The organism is Methanospirillum hungatei (assembly GCF_020216685.1).
GTDB classification, from domain to species: domain Archaea; phylum Halobacteriota; class Methanomicrobia; order Methanomicrobiales; family Methanospirillaceae; genus Methanospirillum; species Methanospirillum hungatei_B.
Window position 1 is genome coordinate 1 of sequence record NZ_JAIWNS010000129.1, and the last position, 15,422, is coordinate 15,422.

The window sequence follows — 15,422 nt, forward strand, 5'->3', positions numbered from 1 at the left end:
ATCAACAAGGAGGATCCGCGCCATGTACTTTGTACTTTTTCTGCAGAAACGTTTAAGCGTTGTGATAGGTGATGAGAGAATGAGGGGGGTTATCCCCCTAGAATAGATTCGAAGAACCCTTTCTTTTCATTTCCGGTTCCTCCCGGGTTTTTTTTACCTTCAAGTGCGAGGATCTTCTCGTAGAGGTCTTTCATCTCTCCGCTCACATGTTTCGGGATGATGACTTCGACCTCAACGAGAAGGTCTCCAGGTCTGCCCCGTTTTCTGACTCCTTCTCCGGATATCCGAAGTTTTTTACCTCCCTGAGTTCCTGCCGGGACCTTAACCTCCAGATGTCTGTTGTCTATGGTGGTAACCTCAACGGTGGTTCCGAGAACTGCCTGAGCCGGGGTTATCTGAATCTTTGTTAAGAGGGTGTCGCCATCACGATGGAACCGGGGCTCTGGTTTGACATGAATTTCAATATACAGGTCACCATTTGGTGCTCCATGATCCCCGGCCTCTCCATATCCCTCAAGACGGAGACGCATACCGGTATCTACTCCGGGAGGTATATGGACTGAAACCTTTCTTCTGACTTTCTCGTGTCCTGACCCTTTACATTTGGAACATGGTTTTTCTGCAACCTTCCCCTTGCCATGACAGAGATCACAGGTGGATTGTCTGACAAAATTGCCAAACGGGGTCTGGGTTGCCTGCCGGATCTGTCCAGTTCCCCCGCATTTTGGACAATTCTTTGTCTTTTTCGTCTCTGAACCTGTACCGTCACAGGTTGTACAGGATTCAGCATGCATGACCTCTATCTCACGGTCTGCACCAAATACGGCATCACGAAGGGAGACTTCGATCCGCATGAGAAGATCGTCTCCCCGTCTCGGGCCCCGCTGACGTCCGAATCCCCCGAAAATATCCCCTGCAAAGTCAAAGATATCGCCAAAACCGGAGAAGTCGGCGTTGAATCCTCCGCCATATCCTCCGCCCCCATACGATCCCTTTGAGGCGTTGGTAAAGGCTTCATGTCCCATCCGGTCATACTGCTGCCGCTTCTGTGCATCGGACAGGACACTATATGCCTCGTTGATCTCTTTGAATTTGTCCTCTGCTCCCGGATCTTTATTTACATCCGGATGATATTTTCGGGCCAGGCCCCGGTATGCCTTTTTAATCTCGGTATCATCGGCATTGCGGGACACGCCAAGGATATCGTAGTAATCTCCCGCAGCCATTTTTTATACTCACTCCTTCTTTTCAGTGAAGTCTGCATCCACAACATTGTCATCAGAAGCAGAGGAGGAGCTGCCCTCTCCTTTCTGGGCTGCCTGCTCTGCCTGGACTTTCTGATAGATCTTGGTGGTAACTTTAAAGACTGCCTCGGTCAGCTCTTCCATCTGTTTTTTAATGGCATCAGAATCTGTTCCTTCAAGAGCAGTCTTCATCTTCGCGATCTGATCCTGGATGTTTGTCTTGTCTTCCTCTTCGATCTTATCTTCACTCTCTTTCAGAAGTTTTTCTGCAGAGAAGACAGCCATATCTGCGTTATTGCGGATCTCAATCTCTTCTTTCTTCTTGTTGTCTTCCTCTTCAAACTTCTTGGCATCATCGACCATACGCTTGATCTCATCATCGGAGAGTTTCTTACTGCCTTTGATAGTGATCGCCTGTTCATTCCCGGTTCCAAGATCCTTTGCCGTGACATGGATGATACCATTGGCATCGATGTCAAAGGTGACCTCGATCTGCGGGATACCACGGGGTGCCGGAGGGATACCGGTCAGCATGAACCGCCCCAGGGTGAAGTTGTCATTTGCAAGTTTTCGTTCTCCCTGCACGACATGGATCTCAACAGAGGTCTGATTATCTGCTGCAGTTGAGAATATCTGACTCTTTTTGGTCGGGATTGTGGTGTTCCTGTCGATGATCGGGGTTGCTATGCCACCAAGTGTCTCAATGGACAAGGTCAGCGGGGTAACATCAAGGAGCACGATGTCACTCGTTTCACCAGCAAGCACCCCTCCCTGAATTGCAGCACCCACTGCAACACACTCATCCGGATTGATGCCTTTATCAGGTTCCTTACCAAGGAGTTCCTTGACTTTCTGCTGGACTATCGGAACACGGGTTGACCCACCGACAAGCAGAACACGATCAATATCAGATGGCTTAAGTCCTGAGTCGGAGAGTGCCTGCTTGACCGGTCCGATAGTACTCTCGACAAGGTCTGAGATGAGCTGTTCAAACTGGGCACGGGTCAGGTCGATGTCAAGGAACTTAGGTCCTGATGAATCGGTGGTGATGTAGGGCAGATTGACATTGGTCTTTTGTTTTTGTGAGAGTTCGATCTTTGCGTTCTCTGCTGCATCACGAAGACGCTGCATTGCCATTGGATCTTTTGAAAGGTCTATCCCCTCTTTCTTTTTAAATTCGGCAACAAGGTAATCGATGATACGCTTGTCAAAGTCATCGCCACCAAGATGGTTATTTCCTGAAGTTGCCTTGACTTCAAAGACACCATCACCAAGGGTCAGGATAGAGACATCAAAGGTTCCGCCACCAAGATCGTAGACGAGCACGGTGTGGTCATCTTCTTTGTCAATACCATATGCCAGTGCCGATGCGGTCGGCTCGTTGATGATACGAAGTACTTCAAGCCCTGCAATCGTTCCTGCATCCTTGGTTGCCTGTCTTTGTGCATCGTTAAAGTATGCCGGGACGGTAATGACTGCCTTTTTGATCTCTTCCCCAAGGTATGCTTCTGCATCGGCTTTCATCTTCTGCAAAATCATCGCAGAGATCTCCTGAGGGGTAAAGCTCTTTCCGTTGAGTTCGATCTTTTTGGACGTTCCCATATCACGTTTGACAGATATGACGGTGTTCTTGTGATTGGTGATTGCCTGACGTTTTGCAAGGCTTCCAACAAGCCGCTCACCCTCTTTTGTGAATGCAACAACAGACGGAGTGGTTCTGCCTCCTTCTGCATTGGGGATAACGACTGGTTTTCCACCCTCCATGATAGCCATACAGGAGTTCGTTGTTCCAAGATCGATACCGAGGATTTTTTCGCTTGCCATAATAAATTTCCTATATATGAATGATTACTTCTGTTCGACTGGTGCTGTACCCTGCGAGACAACAACCTGGGCAGGACGGATCACTCTGTCCTGCAGGCAGTATCCTTTGCAGACCTGATCGCAGATAGTTCCTTCATCAACATCTGATGGGATCATCGCGATCGCTTCATGGCGGGTTGGATCAAATTTTTCACCCACTGACTCGAATGATTCGATTCCCTGTCTCTTCATTACCTGAATCAGCAGCTTCTGTATCTGAGCAAGCCCTTCGTGTGTTCCGCCCTCTGCCTGTAAGGCACGGTCCAGACTGTCTGCAACTTCAAGCATGTCACGGGCAAATTGTCCGATAGACTGAGCAATCCGTTGTTCTGTATCCCGGACGGAGCGTTTTCTGAAATTTTCAAAGTCAGCTGCAAGCCGCAAATATTTGTCATTGAGGTCATCATACTCTGACCGGAGTAGTTCAAGGGGACTTTTCTCCTCTTCCGGAGGTGATCCTTCCGGAATCAGGGCATCCTCTCCTTCCTGATTCATTTCTGATTTTTTCTCAAGATTGGTATCTGCGGAGTCGTTCATAGAGGTTCACCATAATTGTTGTAATGTAGTTCTATATATATGTATCTCATTCTCCCTGATGTCTATGTATTAATGTATCATTACTGGAAATCTTAAATTGTCCAAATAGCTCAAATAATTAGAATTTGGGCCTTTAAAATTAAGTGAAAAATATGCGAGTGCATTTACTTGAGGTTAGTGTGAAAGCCGACTCATTCCCCCTGCATGAAATCCAAAAACGCGCCGGTTAAATCTCAAAAAATCAGGGTTTAATTTAGAATATCTCTTTGATATGTATCGTATTGATATAGTCTCGGTCAACTGCGGGGAGGTATTGCACCATCCAGTCACCCGCAGGATTGCCGGTAACCTGCCATAAACGATTCGGTTTGAAATTCACAGGAAACGTGCAAATTGGATTTAAAAATCTTAAAACCCCATAAATCCTTTCGCGCTCCAGTGGAAATGAAGGGGTCGGTTCATTCATATCCCCAAACCCATCTGAACCGTCTGCACTCCTCTCGTGCTACCCTGACAGAATCCTCTCAATACATCCAGGGACATATGACCAGTTTATATCCGTAGCCTTCTGGTGAGTATGGTTTCCCCTGTCAAGAAAATCAGGCGTATCTGTATCAAGGAAATGGATGAGCCTTATCTCTGATCTGCTTTCTGTATCAGCAGGAAGAATGATCTGATGGATAAAATCATCCCATGTGGACCGGTTCAATATTCCGGATTCTTTTATTTTTGAAAACAGAATCATGGCATAGAGCTGACCGACAGGATATATCCAGTACATTCCTGCAGTATCACCCGTCAGATGCGGGGAACGAAGAAGGTACCCACCATGGTCAGTACTCTTAACTCCGGTTATTTCTGTATAAATTTCTGCGTATGCTTCTCCAAATGAAATGGAATCAGGGGATTGTGTAAACCGGTGATCCAGAATGCCGATTGCCATGTCTTTGCCCAGGTTCAACCGGTTTTCGGGAGCATATGGATCTGACATTATTGAATATTGCATAATTTTGTCTCCGTTCTGAGTTTCAAGGGGGGATTTCGGAGCCATGAGGATGCTTAGTATTTCCGGAGAAAATGCCAGATATTCAAAAAGATGTGACGAGGCTTCGGTCAGTTCTACAGGTATTATGGCTGGTTGTGAAGATGATTGAGCAGAACCTGCAAGGATCCTGGTATACAGATGACCCAGTTCATGAAAGAGCAGGGAATATTCTTCCTTTCCAAATCCCCTCTGAACAATAGTAGCATCAGAAGTACCACTCACTATAAAGACGGGTGCAGGAAGGCTCCCTTCATCTTTCCTTACACCTCCATCTCCGGCAATGAGTGCAGTCATCCACTCTTTGGTTTTCCCTGGACGTTCTTCCAGATCAAGATAGAACCATCCTTTTGTGTCATGTGTCTTTTCGTCAGCAATCCGGAAGAGGAGAACTCGAGGAGCATACGCCCGGGCATCTGCCACGAGTTCAGTTCTGACACCAAAGAAGCAGGAGAATAATGCGATGGTCCGGGATATTGTACGATGGAATGGTAATGAAAAATCTCTCGTATTGGGGGATTTATTTCTCTGTTGCGAGGTGATGAGAAGATCTGTCTCATAATCAAATACTTCTGTTGCTATTGGATCTCTGGATCTCTTCCTCTGGAGAAGTTCAGACGTCACCGGTTTTACCAGCTCTTTCACAAGGGGCGTGATCTCATCAAGCATGGATGAAATATCTGTCCTGTTTATTCTCCATCCCTGTTCATCTGCTGTAAGGTCAGTCCAGGTTGCATACCCAAGAAGAGATGCGATAGAATTTCGAAGAATCGCAATTTTTGTGAGTGTATTGAGATTTTCGGTAAGGGGGTGATTTTCCCTGATATGCATTATGTACTGGTTCTGCAGGGATCCAAGTTCCTGGTAGAGGGATGATAATCGTGTTTTCTCTTCTTCAGATCTGAGTGCACCACCAAATCTGAAAAACCGGGTCTCCTGATCATACAACCATCTCCCATACTCTGACGTCGGTTTTGTCTCTAATATGGAGCGGTACAGCTCATCATGTGATGAAAGGTTCCTGATGTAGGTATCCCGTTTCTCTGCTGCCATGAACGCAGCGTTCTGAAGATCCTGGTCCGGATACAGGCTGGCAAGGGTCTGATATTTTAAAAGACGGGAATCTAATCTGGTCAGGATCTCTTCAAGCCGGAGTATTGTATTTGTTTCATTCCGTTCATGTGCAGAAAGAGAGAGAAGAGATGCAATCTCCTGGTCAGCCTGGGAGAGTGCATTATGTACTTCGTCATCAATCGCCGGTACTGTCAGCGGAAAGGTAATGGCTGGTTCTTCTTTGGAAACAGAAAGGGAACTATCGATTCGATCTCCGGATACCTGGTTAAACAGAAGGGGAAGGAGTAATAAAAGAACGAAAAAACCCCTGCATTTCAGATTCTCCACGGTTCTCCCTCCTGATCATTGAATGGATACACTGAATCGATGGATACTTATAGCCTTAATGAGAATATCCCATTCAGGGAAGATCTATGGGATCACAAGGACGTAAAATTGTCGGCATGGATGTTGATGAGCTGATCTCTCTCCTCAACAAGGCACTCGCTGATGAATGGCTTGCATATTACCAGTACTGGGTCGGCTCAAAGGTTGTGAAAGGGCCCACCAAGGACGCAGTTATTGCCGAGCTGGTCCAGCATGCAACAGAAGAACTTTCACATGCAGATATGATTGCCCTTCGGATCGTTCAACTGGGAGGAACCCCGGTTCTTGAGCCGAAGGAATGGTACAATCTGACCAATTGCGGGTATGATGCACCGGTGGATCCCTATGTGAAGGCCGTACTAGAACAGAATATCAAAGGGGAACAGTGTGCTATTAAGACCTATGACAAACTGATGAAGATCGTCGAGGGCAAAGACCCGGTTACCTACAATATGATTCTCACCATCATCACTCAGGAAGTTGAGCATGAAGAGGATCTTCAAAGTCTTCTTGAAGACCTTGAGATGATAATGAAAAAATAATTCTTTTCGGTTATTCTTTAATTTTTTCAATATACATCTCTATTTGTTCACAAAAGGCGAATAGATCTTCCAGGTGGTTTTTCAGAATATAGTATCCTGTTTGATCATCGATCTTCCCATAGCGATGGACGAGAATATTCCGAAAACTCTTCATCTTTTTCATCGTATCTGAAAAATTCTGATCAATAATCCCTTTTGTACACAGGTTCTCTATGATATCTTCATCATCTTCAGGCACTCCAAAACGTAAATCCCTGTTCATGATAGCGCAGATATCAAAAGCCGTCTGGATGGCATATTCTAATCTTTTATATATACCATCCTTTACAATACCCATATGTAAAAATTGTTGATATTCACAATCGGGAGGAAAATTCTCTTTAATAATTTCTATTGAATCTTCGATCTCACGTAACCGGATTCGTATCTGTTCCAATCTCATTTTATTATTCATGCAATGAATCGCTCTCCGGTATAATCGTCGAGATGTGGTTTGAACAGGTTGAATTCCCGGATGGTATCATACGCCAGGTCATACACCTCATCTTCATTCTGCATATACAAAAACACCCCTCCGAGTACTGACTTTCGGATATAGAGAGGCAGATTTTCATAAATGTGGAGATCAATCATTTCAGGAAGCTCGGACAACAATGCCATTCGGTACAATTCAGCTTCTAATCGTTCCATTTTACATGATATCGCAATATCGATATCTGAGTGAATGGAATTCTCCCCGGTGGCGACAGAGCCATAGAGTGCTATAAACCTGATCTTTGAAAATCCGGTTGATTGTTTTATAATGTCAAGGGCTTTCTGAATTATATCCTGATTCCTTTGTGACAGTGCAGGGTTCATGAGGATCTCGAATGGTAGTGAGTATTGGTATGAGGAAATACATAATCCAATCTTTTCCTCATCTCTACCTTCCATGGGAGAACATTATACTCTTGAAGGTGCATCTAATCCGTATTGATATTATCAATATCAACGAATCATTTTCAGGTGGGATTATATGAGAACTAATACTACGCGAACAAGGGTTTTTCTTGTTGTCATATGTCTCTTCTCCGCCATTACAAGTGCCGGATGTGGTGATGAGAGTAATGCCCAGTCATTTGACTATCAGGGATCAGGTATTGCAGAGCCATTTTATCCATCATACCTCCCATCCCCTGATATATATCCCACTCCAGGCCAGGATATGGAGGTTATCACCATTCAACCAGGAATGGAGTATGTGTATACCGACCCTTCACCATCTCCCGATCCTTCACTCCCGTCACAGACAACGTATAAACCAGTCTTTTCCCATGATCCGGTTGGGAGTTCATACCAGGACCCGGGAACTGCAGAGCCCTATTACCCATCTACTCCCCCTTCCCCGGGAAATACCTACGAGGAGCCTGTCCAGGTTGTACCGGTGACGACCCAATACCCGGATCCGGGGATCGCAGTCCCCTATTATCCGCCAAGCCCTCCTGCCCCTGAGCCGACTCAGTATATCCCTCCACGGGACTATTCTTCCCCGGTGTATTACCCATCTCCCCGATACCAGGAGCCGGTGGTTATTCGCACATGGTATGATGACCGGTACTATCGCCCATCCTATTATGATCCATATGAACGAAAATGGGAGTATTACTCATACGCAGATGGCACTTTGAAAGTCTCCAGTACTCCATATCAGGCTGAAATATATCTGGATAACCGGTTCAGAGGCTATACTCCTAACTCCGGTTATCGGACAATTGAAAATCTCCGCCCCGGCACCTATACCCTCCGTCTGAAAACTGCCGGGTACTATGATTATTCAGAAGACGTGTACGTGTCACGGGGCAGGACAACGTACGTTGATGCCGACATGGTCAGAATCGGGGAACGGTACCAGAAAGCAGGATTCATATCTGTTCAATCTGAACCCTCGGGTGCAGCTGTTTATCTGAATAATGAGTACCGGGGCTTTACCCCTGTCCTCCTCACCGGTGTATCCCCGGCAGAACACACCCTCCTTGTGCGAAAGGACGGGTTCATTGATTATGTCAGCAGGGTGCAGGTTATGGATAAACAGACGATCAGCATTTCTGCGATACTAAATCCGGTGCCGGTGCCTGCAACCGTGACTCCTGTTGCCCCTCCGGTGGAGAGCCCTGTTCCAACTCCACCTAAATCCGGATTATTTGGTGGTATTGTCTGTATTTCAGTTCTTCTTAGTGCGCTTTTCATAGTCCGGCACCGGCCAGATCCATAAAGTCCCGGACACTTTTTTTCGAAAGCTTCTAGACCTTCAGACAGAGAAAGTACTAAGATAACAGCAGGAAGTCGGTGTAGAGTGAGTACAAACCCTGAAAAACATCCTAACCGTCCCCATTGTCTGTACCTGTGGTTTCTTCACGGAATGGCGGTATGCTCTGAAGAGAAAAGCAATCGGCAGTGCCCGTATCCATTCTGGAAATGTCCGGTAAAGCAGATGCAGCCAGATCAGAAACAATTGATGGCTGCTGATGTGGTATCTGATGTATCTGATAATGCCAGAGTGGCCTTGAAAACATAGCGTTACAGAACTGAATAATCCCGCCGAATCTTTTGGCCGGCCTACCGGGCTAAGGCCACCGTCTCTCCATACTGAACGACATGGCCCTTCATCGCCTGAATGAGTTCATCTTTTGTTGATCCGGCTGGCAGGTCAAGCATGGTATCCAGACCATATACTCTGAACTGATACCGGTGCATCTCACCTTCAGGCGGGCAGGGTCCCTGATATCCGATGGTGCCGTAATCGTTTCTTCCCTGCACGGCCTGAACCGGGTATGTTACCTGCGGCTCTTTTGGAATACCTTCCGGGATTCTGGAGATTGGGGGAAGGTTCCAGACAATCCACGGAGTAAAGGAACAGCATGATTTGATGAACGGATTAAAGACCATGATGGCGACAGATGTGGCATTCAGGTTTTTGATATTCAATGCCGGAGTCCTGTCTCCTCCTTTGCATGTATACGAATGTGGAAATTCCAGAAAATCAAGGGTTACAATTATTGAGGTTATGGTGGTCATGCTGGATCATACCTCATATGAGCGTGCCAGGAAAAAAACCTAAGCCCCCGGCGGTAATGAGATCCTCACGGTTTTCTGCCCTGACGATCTGTGGGATATCTCCCCATATGATACTCTGTTCTCCAAACACGGCGAATATTCCCTCGATATGAGTATCCACCCTCTCAAGGCATGACTGATCGGCAATAGTCAGGACATTACAGACGGCTGTTGCAACGGCATCGGCGAGAAGCGGGTCTCTCGAGAAGACCGTTACGCTGTCTGCCGTTCCAAATGAAAAGGAATGACCAACCGTTGCTGATGAGGTACATATCCCGTATATCTCATTTTTTGGTGGGATAAAAAAGGCATATTTGCCTGATAATGGAGAATTTCCTGCATACAGGCCCACCCGTACCGGCCGGTCTGTTATCATCGCAATATCCCCTCCATTATCAATGATGCAAAAGGATGCCCCCTCCCTTTGTGCTGCGCTCACTCCGGCATGAGCAACCGCTCCGGCAACGGCTGCCATCGGCCCCACGCCCGCTTTCCATGCAGCAGCAGCCATGTTCCTAATAATGTCCGGTCCATGTGTGATGGTCAATGGTTCAAAACTTGAATTAAAAAAGGGATCCTGAATGATATACCGTTCAAGTTCGTATCTTGCCGTTCGGATACCTTCACAAGCGGTTTCAATCACCTGCTCTTCATCGGCCAGGATTGTGGCGATTGTCTCCCTGAGTTCAAAATGATGACGGAGGGTCATTCAGGTTAGTAACTTAATGATAATGCTGCATGAGGACAACTGATTATGCACCGTCCACAGAGGATACACCTCTTCGTTTCAACATGTAACTTCCAGTCATTATCAAAGGAGAAGACTCTTTTCGGGCAGATAGAAATACATGCCCCGCAGTCAACACACTCCTCCTCATCATGTCTGATACCCTCCTCAAGAATTCTGACCTCAGCACCAAGGCTTCTCATCCGATCGCTGACCAGGATGCAGCTTTCGTCAGGAACATCCACGAGGGCTTCTTCTCCTTCATGCGCATCAGATCGTGCCCGGTCAACATTGATGAGAACGCCGGTTTCTTTAACCACCTGGGCAATAATCGGCTTACTCTCATGAATAAGCCTGACTAATAACTTCATGGTCTTCCTCCGCCAGGTTTGAACAGTTTCCCTAAGTCACTTGCATGAAGAATGGCAATACATTGGTTTTGTGCATCAACAACCGGTAATGCACTGATGCGGTGATGTTCCATCTTCTGTGCTGCTATATCAATCGGTTCATCGGCTAATGTGGTGATCACATTTCTGGTCATGACATCCTGGACTTTTATCTTCCGTTCAGGCCGTGCAACAGCCTTGGCAATATCAAAGGTGGTCACAACACCGGTCAGTCGTCCCTGTTCATTCAGAACCGGCAGGTGATTTGTCTCTCCCCTGAGAAGTTTCTTTGCTGCCTCAGTGATCTCCTGATCTTCCTTGATGGTGACCACTTTTCGTTGCATGATCTCCTGAACCAGGACTACCTTTCTCGTTTCCCTCATTGGTTTTGCCTGTTTTGAAGGATCAAGATACCGGGTGGGGAGGCAGAGGGTCATTTGTCCATCCTCAATCCATCGTTTTAAGGTGTTTGCAACCATCTTTGCCCGACGGAATGATGAGAGGGATGATGTCTTAATCTCTTCATTATCAAGTTCGATGGTACCTGACTTCAGTTCAGCATAACTGACCTGACCAAGAACCGGCCTGCTCCGTGACGGGACACCGTAATCCTTGATACTGACCATGATATCCTCATCACGAACCGCCGTGCGTCTGACCGTCTCAATATCAAGAACCGGCAGGGGAATACCGACACCCAGGTAGAGGGTCGGACCGTACCGGTACATATATGCAGCCCTGAGAAAATCGGTGTTCATATCATTCATATCAGCCGTGGTCATCAAAGTGGCAAAGTTCCCTGCTGAGGAGTGCTGGGTTCCTTCACCAATCACCATGCCCTGAGCTCCGCCAAGGAGGATTGGAACACCGCTTCCGATAAGCCGGAGATTTGGATCATTGCATATGGGATTTAAAGTGCCGGCACCGGAAAAGGTAACGTTTCCACTATGCGGAAGAAGAGTTCCCATGTAGGTGTATAACGTATCTTCAGAGGTGTTGACTGCGGCATCATACCGCTGATAGGCATTGCGGGGATTGACCATTATGGCCTGGTTCAAATCTTCCAGTCGTACCTCGGTTGTAATACTCCGCCGTGGATAGCAGTCTGATCCTGAAGACTGGGCACGAAGTTCGATGGCTTTCCCTGATATAAAATCCTCGATAACATGGGCACCACCATAACTCTCCATTCTGGTTACTGACTTATTTGTCGCACCGATGTAGGTATCCACAGCTGCAATACCGCCATATGCCTCAACATCGTTCAGCCAGAGTCGCTCCATCTTTATCGGAGGCTCTGCATGACCGAAATTCAAAAAGGCACCAGAGGAACACATAGCCCCGAAGGTTCCGGTGGTTACGACATCCACCTCATGAAGTGCTCCTTCTTCTCCGAGTTCGCTGACGATGTCCGGCATCTCATCGGCAGTGACCACCCGGGCTGATCCATCACGAATACGCCGGTTGATCTCATCGATGGACTTTTCCATAATGGTTACCTGATTGGAGATGAAAGGAGTTATAGGTTTAGTTTTGCTTCTGATGGGAAAAAAGGGACTTCGTTCTTTTAAAGACTGGAAAAAAATATTATTTGAGGACGGCACCGAGGTCAGCAGAGCCGACTGCCGCAGCATACCTGGCAAGGACACCGGTAAGCGGTCTCTTGAGTGGTTTCCATCCCTTCTTCCGGTTCTCGATCTCATCAGCATTGAGATTCAGATTTACGGTCTTGGTAAACAGGTCAATAGATATCTGATCTCCATCCTTCACAAAGGCAATTGGACCGCCTGCCGCTGCTTCAGGTGCCACATGGCCGATACATGGTCCCCGTGTTCCGCCAGAGAACCGTCCGTCAGTGATGAGAGCTACCCTGCTATATCCAAGCCCGACGAGTGCTGAAGTTGGCGACAGCATTTCAGGCATACCCGGCCCGCCTTTTGGCCCCTCATACCTGATGACGATGACATCCCCTTCTTTTATCTCCCGTGCAAGGATTGCTTTCATAGCCGGCTCTTCCCCGTCAAAGACTCGGGCAGGTCCGGTATGCTTCCACATCTCATCCTGTACAGCACCACTTTTTATGATGGCCCCGTCTGGTGCAAGGCTTCCGGTCAGGATCATCAGCCCTCCGCTTTTGTGGATCGGTGATTCTTCCGGATGGATAACTGATTCATCCACATAGGTGACTGAATCAGCAATCGTATACACATCTTTGCCTGAAACAGTCTGGCAATTCTCCAGATGTCTTTTTATCTGCCTGAAGACCCCAGGTATTCCTCCTGCATTGTAGAGTGCGTGCATGGAGTGAGGACCAGCCGGCATCATTGACGCGATATGGGGAACCTGCTCTGATATCCGGTTAAACTCCTGCAGGTCAAAAGGAACTCCTGCCTCAGTTGCAATAGCCATCAGATGAAGGACGGTATTGGTTGAACCACCAAGAGCCATATCGACCCGGATGGCATTCCGAAGGCTTGCCGGGGTGATGATATCACGGGGGAGGACCTGTTTTCTTACCAGATCCACGATCTGTTTTCCGGTTCTGTATGCAAGCCGGATTTTTTCAGCGTAGACTGCCGGAGTTGCAGCACAGCCGGGAAGAGACATACCAAGTGCTTCAGTCATACAGGCCATGGTATTTGCAGTATACAGGCCCTGACATGAACCGCATCCCGGCATTGCTGCCGTTTCAAGTTCGGTGAGTTCCTCCTCAGTCATGGTTCCTCCTGCCACCTTTCCGACCCCTTCAAAGACATCAGTCAGTGAGAGTTCACAGCCGTGGAGATTTCCTGGAAGCATATTCCCCCCGGTCAGAACAATGGCAGGGATATTGCATCTTCCTGCAGCCATGAGCATGCCTGGAACAATCTTATCACACGTGCAGATGCAGACGATACCATCAAATTTGTGGGCCTGTATCATGAGTTCGACTGAATCTGCAATATTTTCACGTGACGGGAGGGAATACCGCATTCCTTCATGTCCCATGGCAATGCCGTCACAGATGCCGATGGTATTAAATTCAAAAGGAGTTCCTCCTCCGGCAGTTATCCCTTCTCTGACCCGTTCACCAAGGATCCGGAGATGGGTATGTCCGGGTACGATGGTGTTCCAGGAGTTTGCGATACCGATAAAGGGCTGGTGCATCTCACTCTCATCTATCCCGAGAGAACGAATGAGGGAACGATTGGGAGCCCTGGCATACCCAGCCTTGACATCATCACTCCGCATAATACTCATGAACAGATAGGAGATGACACTAGATAAAGGAAAGGTTAGTGGTGCAAACTCAGATCACGAGTGCACCATGTTTACCGGCAAGGTTTCGATCACATGGTGCATATTATCCGGGAACAGATACTAAGTATGGTTTTTACCTGTGCTCAATGTGGTCAGTGTTGCATGTTCCTGGGAGACTATATTGTCATTGATGCAAAGACGGGGCCATATACCTTTTCCTGTTCCTGTGTTTCAACAAATACCTCGTTTCATGCAGTCGTCGATGAGGATAAACGGAAGTTTTTTGATATTGATGAGTTTCCTCGTGCTCATCCTCATGCCTGCCCATTTCTTCGGCCGACTGATGACGGGCGGATCGTCTGTACCATTCATGAGACCAGTCCGGCCCAATGCAAGATATACCGGTGTGTGGCAGTGAGAATCTTTGACGAAGAAAAACAGGTGGGGTATATCACCGGTATGGGTGCACTTCATTCAGATGATCCGGATTTGCGTTCCCTTTATGAATCATGTGCTTTTGAGGTCCCAAAGGAAGATTTGGAACGGGATGAATGGTTTGCCCGGTATTTTGAAAAATATGGGTACAGGACTGAATAATCACATCACAGCGAGTCCAGCCATGGAGCTACATCTGCAGTATTGAGGATTTTTACTCCGATATTTTTCATATCAAGGACATTTGCTTCATGGATCTCCTTTGTCTGTGCCCCGGTTGCGTCATCGACGAGGATTGTTACATAATTATACGCCATTGCATCAAATATCGTGGTCCGGATACAATTCGGCGTCTGGATTCCTCCAACAACAACGACATTCACCCCAAGGGTCCGGAGCATCAGGTCAAGGGTGGTTCCAATAAATGCACTCATCCGGACCTTCTCGATAAGGTGCTCACCCGGTAAGGGTGTGAGTTCATTGATAACTGCAGCACCATGTGACCCCCTGACTGCAAATGGTTTGTCTTTAAACATTTCAGCCCTGAACCATTCAACGTCTGATCCGTCCGGTTCATGAACCCTGACGATATGAAAGATTGGCAGTTGTTTTTCCCGAAACAGGGAGAGCAGTTGAGTAAGAGGGGTAATGACTGCCTGTGCTCCGGCAACAGGGAGAACTGCATGAGTTGAGGCAAAATCATTCTGCATATCGATGATGAGAAGTGCAGGTTTTCGTGTCATATATACGAATGGTATTGTGGTTTCATCATAGTTGTGACTGGGTCACCAATAAGTGATGTATTCTTTTTGTAGGTTATGTATTGGTCTGTCAGAGGTCTGATTATCAGGGGATTGTTGTACGGTTATT

At 47.2% G+C, this 15,422-nt stretch carries 16 protein-coding genes; 4 read left to right on the plus strand and 12 right to left on the minus strand.

The window, feature by feature from the left end; all coding sequences use genetic code 11:
• Nucleotides 1-89: 89 nt before the first annotated feature.
• The 4 genes from dnaJ to LDL35_RS08220 all read right to left on the minus strand — a co-directional run bounded on the left by dnaJ (nucleotide 90) and on the right by LDL35_RS08220 (nucleotide 6,087).
• Nucleotides 90-1,226, minus strand: coding sequence for a molecular chaperone DnaJ (dnaJ, locus tag LDL35_RS08205; protein ID WP_304021494.1), 1,137 nt, complete (start codon nucleotides 1,224-1,226; stop codon nucleotides 90-92).
• A 9-nt stretch (nucleotides 1,227-1,235) separates the two neighbouring features.
• A complete protein-coding gene (dnaK, locus tag LDL35_RS08210) occupies nucleotides 1,236-3,068 on the minus strand; it encodes a molecular chaperone DnaK (RefSeq protein WP_304021496.1) in 1,833 nt (610 codons plus the stop codon).
• Nucleotides 3,069-3,092: 24 nt separating this feature from the next.
• The gene (locus tag LDL35_RS08215) at nucleotides 3,093-3,644 is read right to left on the minus strand and encodes a nucleotide exchange factor GrpE (protein WP_304021498.1); all 552 of its coding nucleotides are present in this window, start codon (nucleotides 3,642-3,644) and stop codon (nucleotides 3,093-3,095) included.
• Nucleotides 3,645-4,149: 505 nt separating this feature from the next.
• Nucleotides 4,150-6,087, minus strand: coding sequence for a M3 family metallopeptidase (locus LDL35_RS08220; protein WP_304021500.1), 1,938 nt, complete (start codon nucleotides 6,085-6,087; stop codon nucleotides 4,150-4,152).
• Nucleotides 6,088-6,173: 86 nt separating this feature from the next.
• Between LDL35_RS08220 and LDL35_RS08225 the strand changes: the two genes are divergently transcribed.
• A complete protein-coding gene (locus LDL35_RS08225; protein WP_304021502.1) occupies nucleotides 6,174-6,668 on the plus strand; it encodes a ferritin-like domain-containing protein in 495 nt (164 codons plus the stop codon).
• 10 nt (nucleotides 6,669-6,678) lie between these two features.
• On the opposite strand, the gene LDL35_RS08230 is transcribed toward LDL35_RS08225, so the two are convergent.
• Both LDL35_RS08230 and LDL35_RS08235 read right to left on the minus strand, forming a co-directional pair.
• Nucleotides 6,679-7,122, minus strand: a complete 444-nt coding sequence (locus LDL35_RS08230; protein WP_304021505.1) for a DUF86 domain-containing protein — start codon at nucleotides 7,120-7,122, stop codon at nucleotides 6,679-6,681.
• Entirely contained in the window at nucleotides 7,119-7,526 is a 408-nt protein-coding gene (locus LDL35_RS08235) for a nucleotidyltransferase domain-containing protein (protein WP_304021507.1), read from the minus strand. The genes LDL35_RS08230 and LDL35_RS08235 overlap by 4 nt, the downstream gene beginning before the upstream one ends.
• 157 nt (nucleotides 7,527-7,683) lie before the next feature.
• Here LDL35_RS08235 and LDL35_RS08240 point away from each other — a divergent pair, with 157 nt between their 5' ends.
• Nucleotides 7,684-8,919 carry a PEGA domain-containing protein gene (locus LDL35_RS08240; protein ID WP_304021509.1) on the plus strand — a complete coding sequence of 412 codons (1,236 nt, stop codon included), beginning with the start codon at nucleotides 7,684-7,686 and terminating at the stop codon, nucleotides 8,917-8,919.
• An 81-nt stretch (nucleotides 8,920-9,000) separates the two neighbouring features.
• A complete protein-coding gene (locus tag LDL35_RS08245; protein ID WP_304021512.1) occupies nucleotides 9,001-9,222 on the plus strand; it encodes a hypothetical protein in 222 nt (73 codons plus the stop codon).
• Between the two features lie 41 nt (nucleotides 9,223-9,263).
• Here the strand turns inward: LDL35_RS08245 and LDL35_RS08250 are convergent, their stop codons facing one another.
• The 5 genes from LDL35_RS08250 to ilvD form a co-directional block, all read right to left on the minus strand.
• Nucleotides 9,264-9,722, minus strand: a complete 459-nt coding sequence (locus LDL35_RS08250) for a YbhB/YbcL family Raf kinase inhibitor-like protein (protein ID WP_304021514.1) — start codon at nucleotides 9,720-9,722, stop codon at nucleotides 9,264-9,266.
• Nucleotides 9,723-9,735: 13 nt separating this feature from the next.
• Nucleotides 9,736-10,470 carry a UPF0280 family protein gene (locus tag LDL35_RS08255; protein ID WP_304021516.1) on the minus strand — a complete coding sequence of 245 codons (735 nt, stop codon included), beginning with the start codon at nucleotides 10,468-10,470 and terminating at the stop codon, nucleotides 9,736-9,738.
• A gap of 5 nt (nucleotides 10,471-10,475) precedes the next feature.
• A complete protein-coding gene (locus tag LDL35_RS08260) occupies nucleotides 10,476-10,859 on the minus strand; it encodes a 4Fe-4S dicluster domain-containing protein (RefSeq protein ID WP_304021519.1) in 384 nt (127 codons plus the stop codon).
• Nucleotides 10,856-12,367 (minus strand): homocysteine biosynthesis protein, encoded by a 1,512-nt coding sequence (locus LDL35_RS08265; RefSeq protein ID WP_304021522.1) that lies wholly within the window; start codon nucleotides 12,365-12,367, stop codon nucleotides 10,856-10,858. Before LDL35_RS08265 ends, LDL35_RS08260 begins: the two co-directional genes overlap by 4 nt.
• A gap of 97 nt (nucleotides 12,368-12,464) precedes the next feature.
• The gene (gene ilvD / locus LDL35_RS08270; RefSeq protein WP_304021525.1) at nucleotides 12,465-14,108 is read right to left on the minus strand and encodes a dihydroxy-acid dehydratase; all 1,644 of its coding nucleotides are present in this window, start codon (nucleotides 14,106-14,108) and stop codon (nucleotides 12,465-12,467) included.
• A gap of 102 nt (nucleotides 14,109-14,210) precedes the next feature.
• Here ilvD and LDL35_RS08275 point away from each other — a divergent pair, with 102 nt between their 5' ends.
• Nucleotides 14,211-14,714, plus strand: a complete 504-nt coding sequence (locus LDL35_RS08275) for a hypothetical protein (RefSeq protein ID WP_304021528.1) — start codon at nucleotides 14,211-14,213, stop codon at nucleotides 14,712-14,714.
• Nucleotides 14,715-14,719: 5 nt separating this feature from the next.
• Here LDL35_RS08275 and LDL35_RS08280 read toward each other — a convergent pair whose 3' ends face one another.
• The gene (locus tag LDL35_RS08280; protein WP_304021529.1) at nucleotides 14,720-15,295 is read right to left on the minus strand and encodes an isochorismatase family cysteine hydrolase; all 576 of its coding nucleotides are present in this window, start codon (nucleotides 15,293-15,295) and stop codon (nucleotides 14,720-14,722) included.
• Nucleotides 15,296-15,422: the final 127 nt, after the last annotated feature.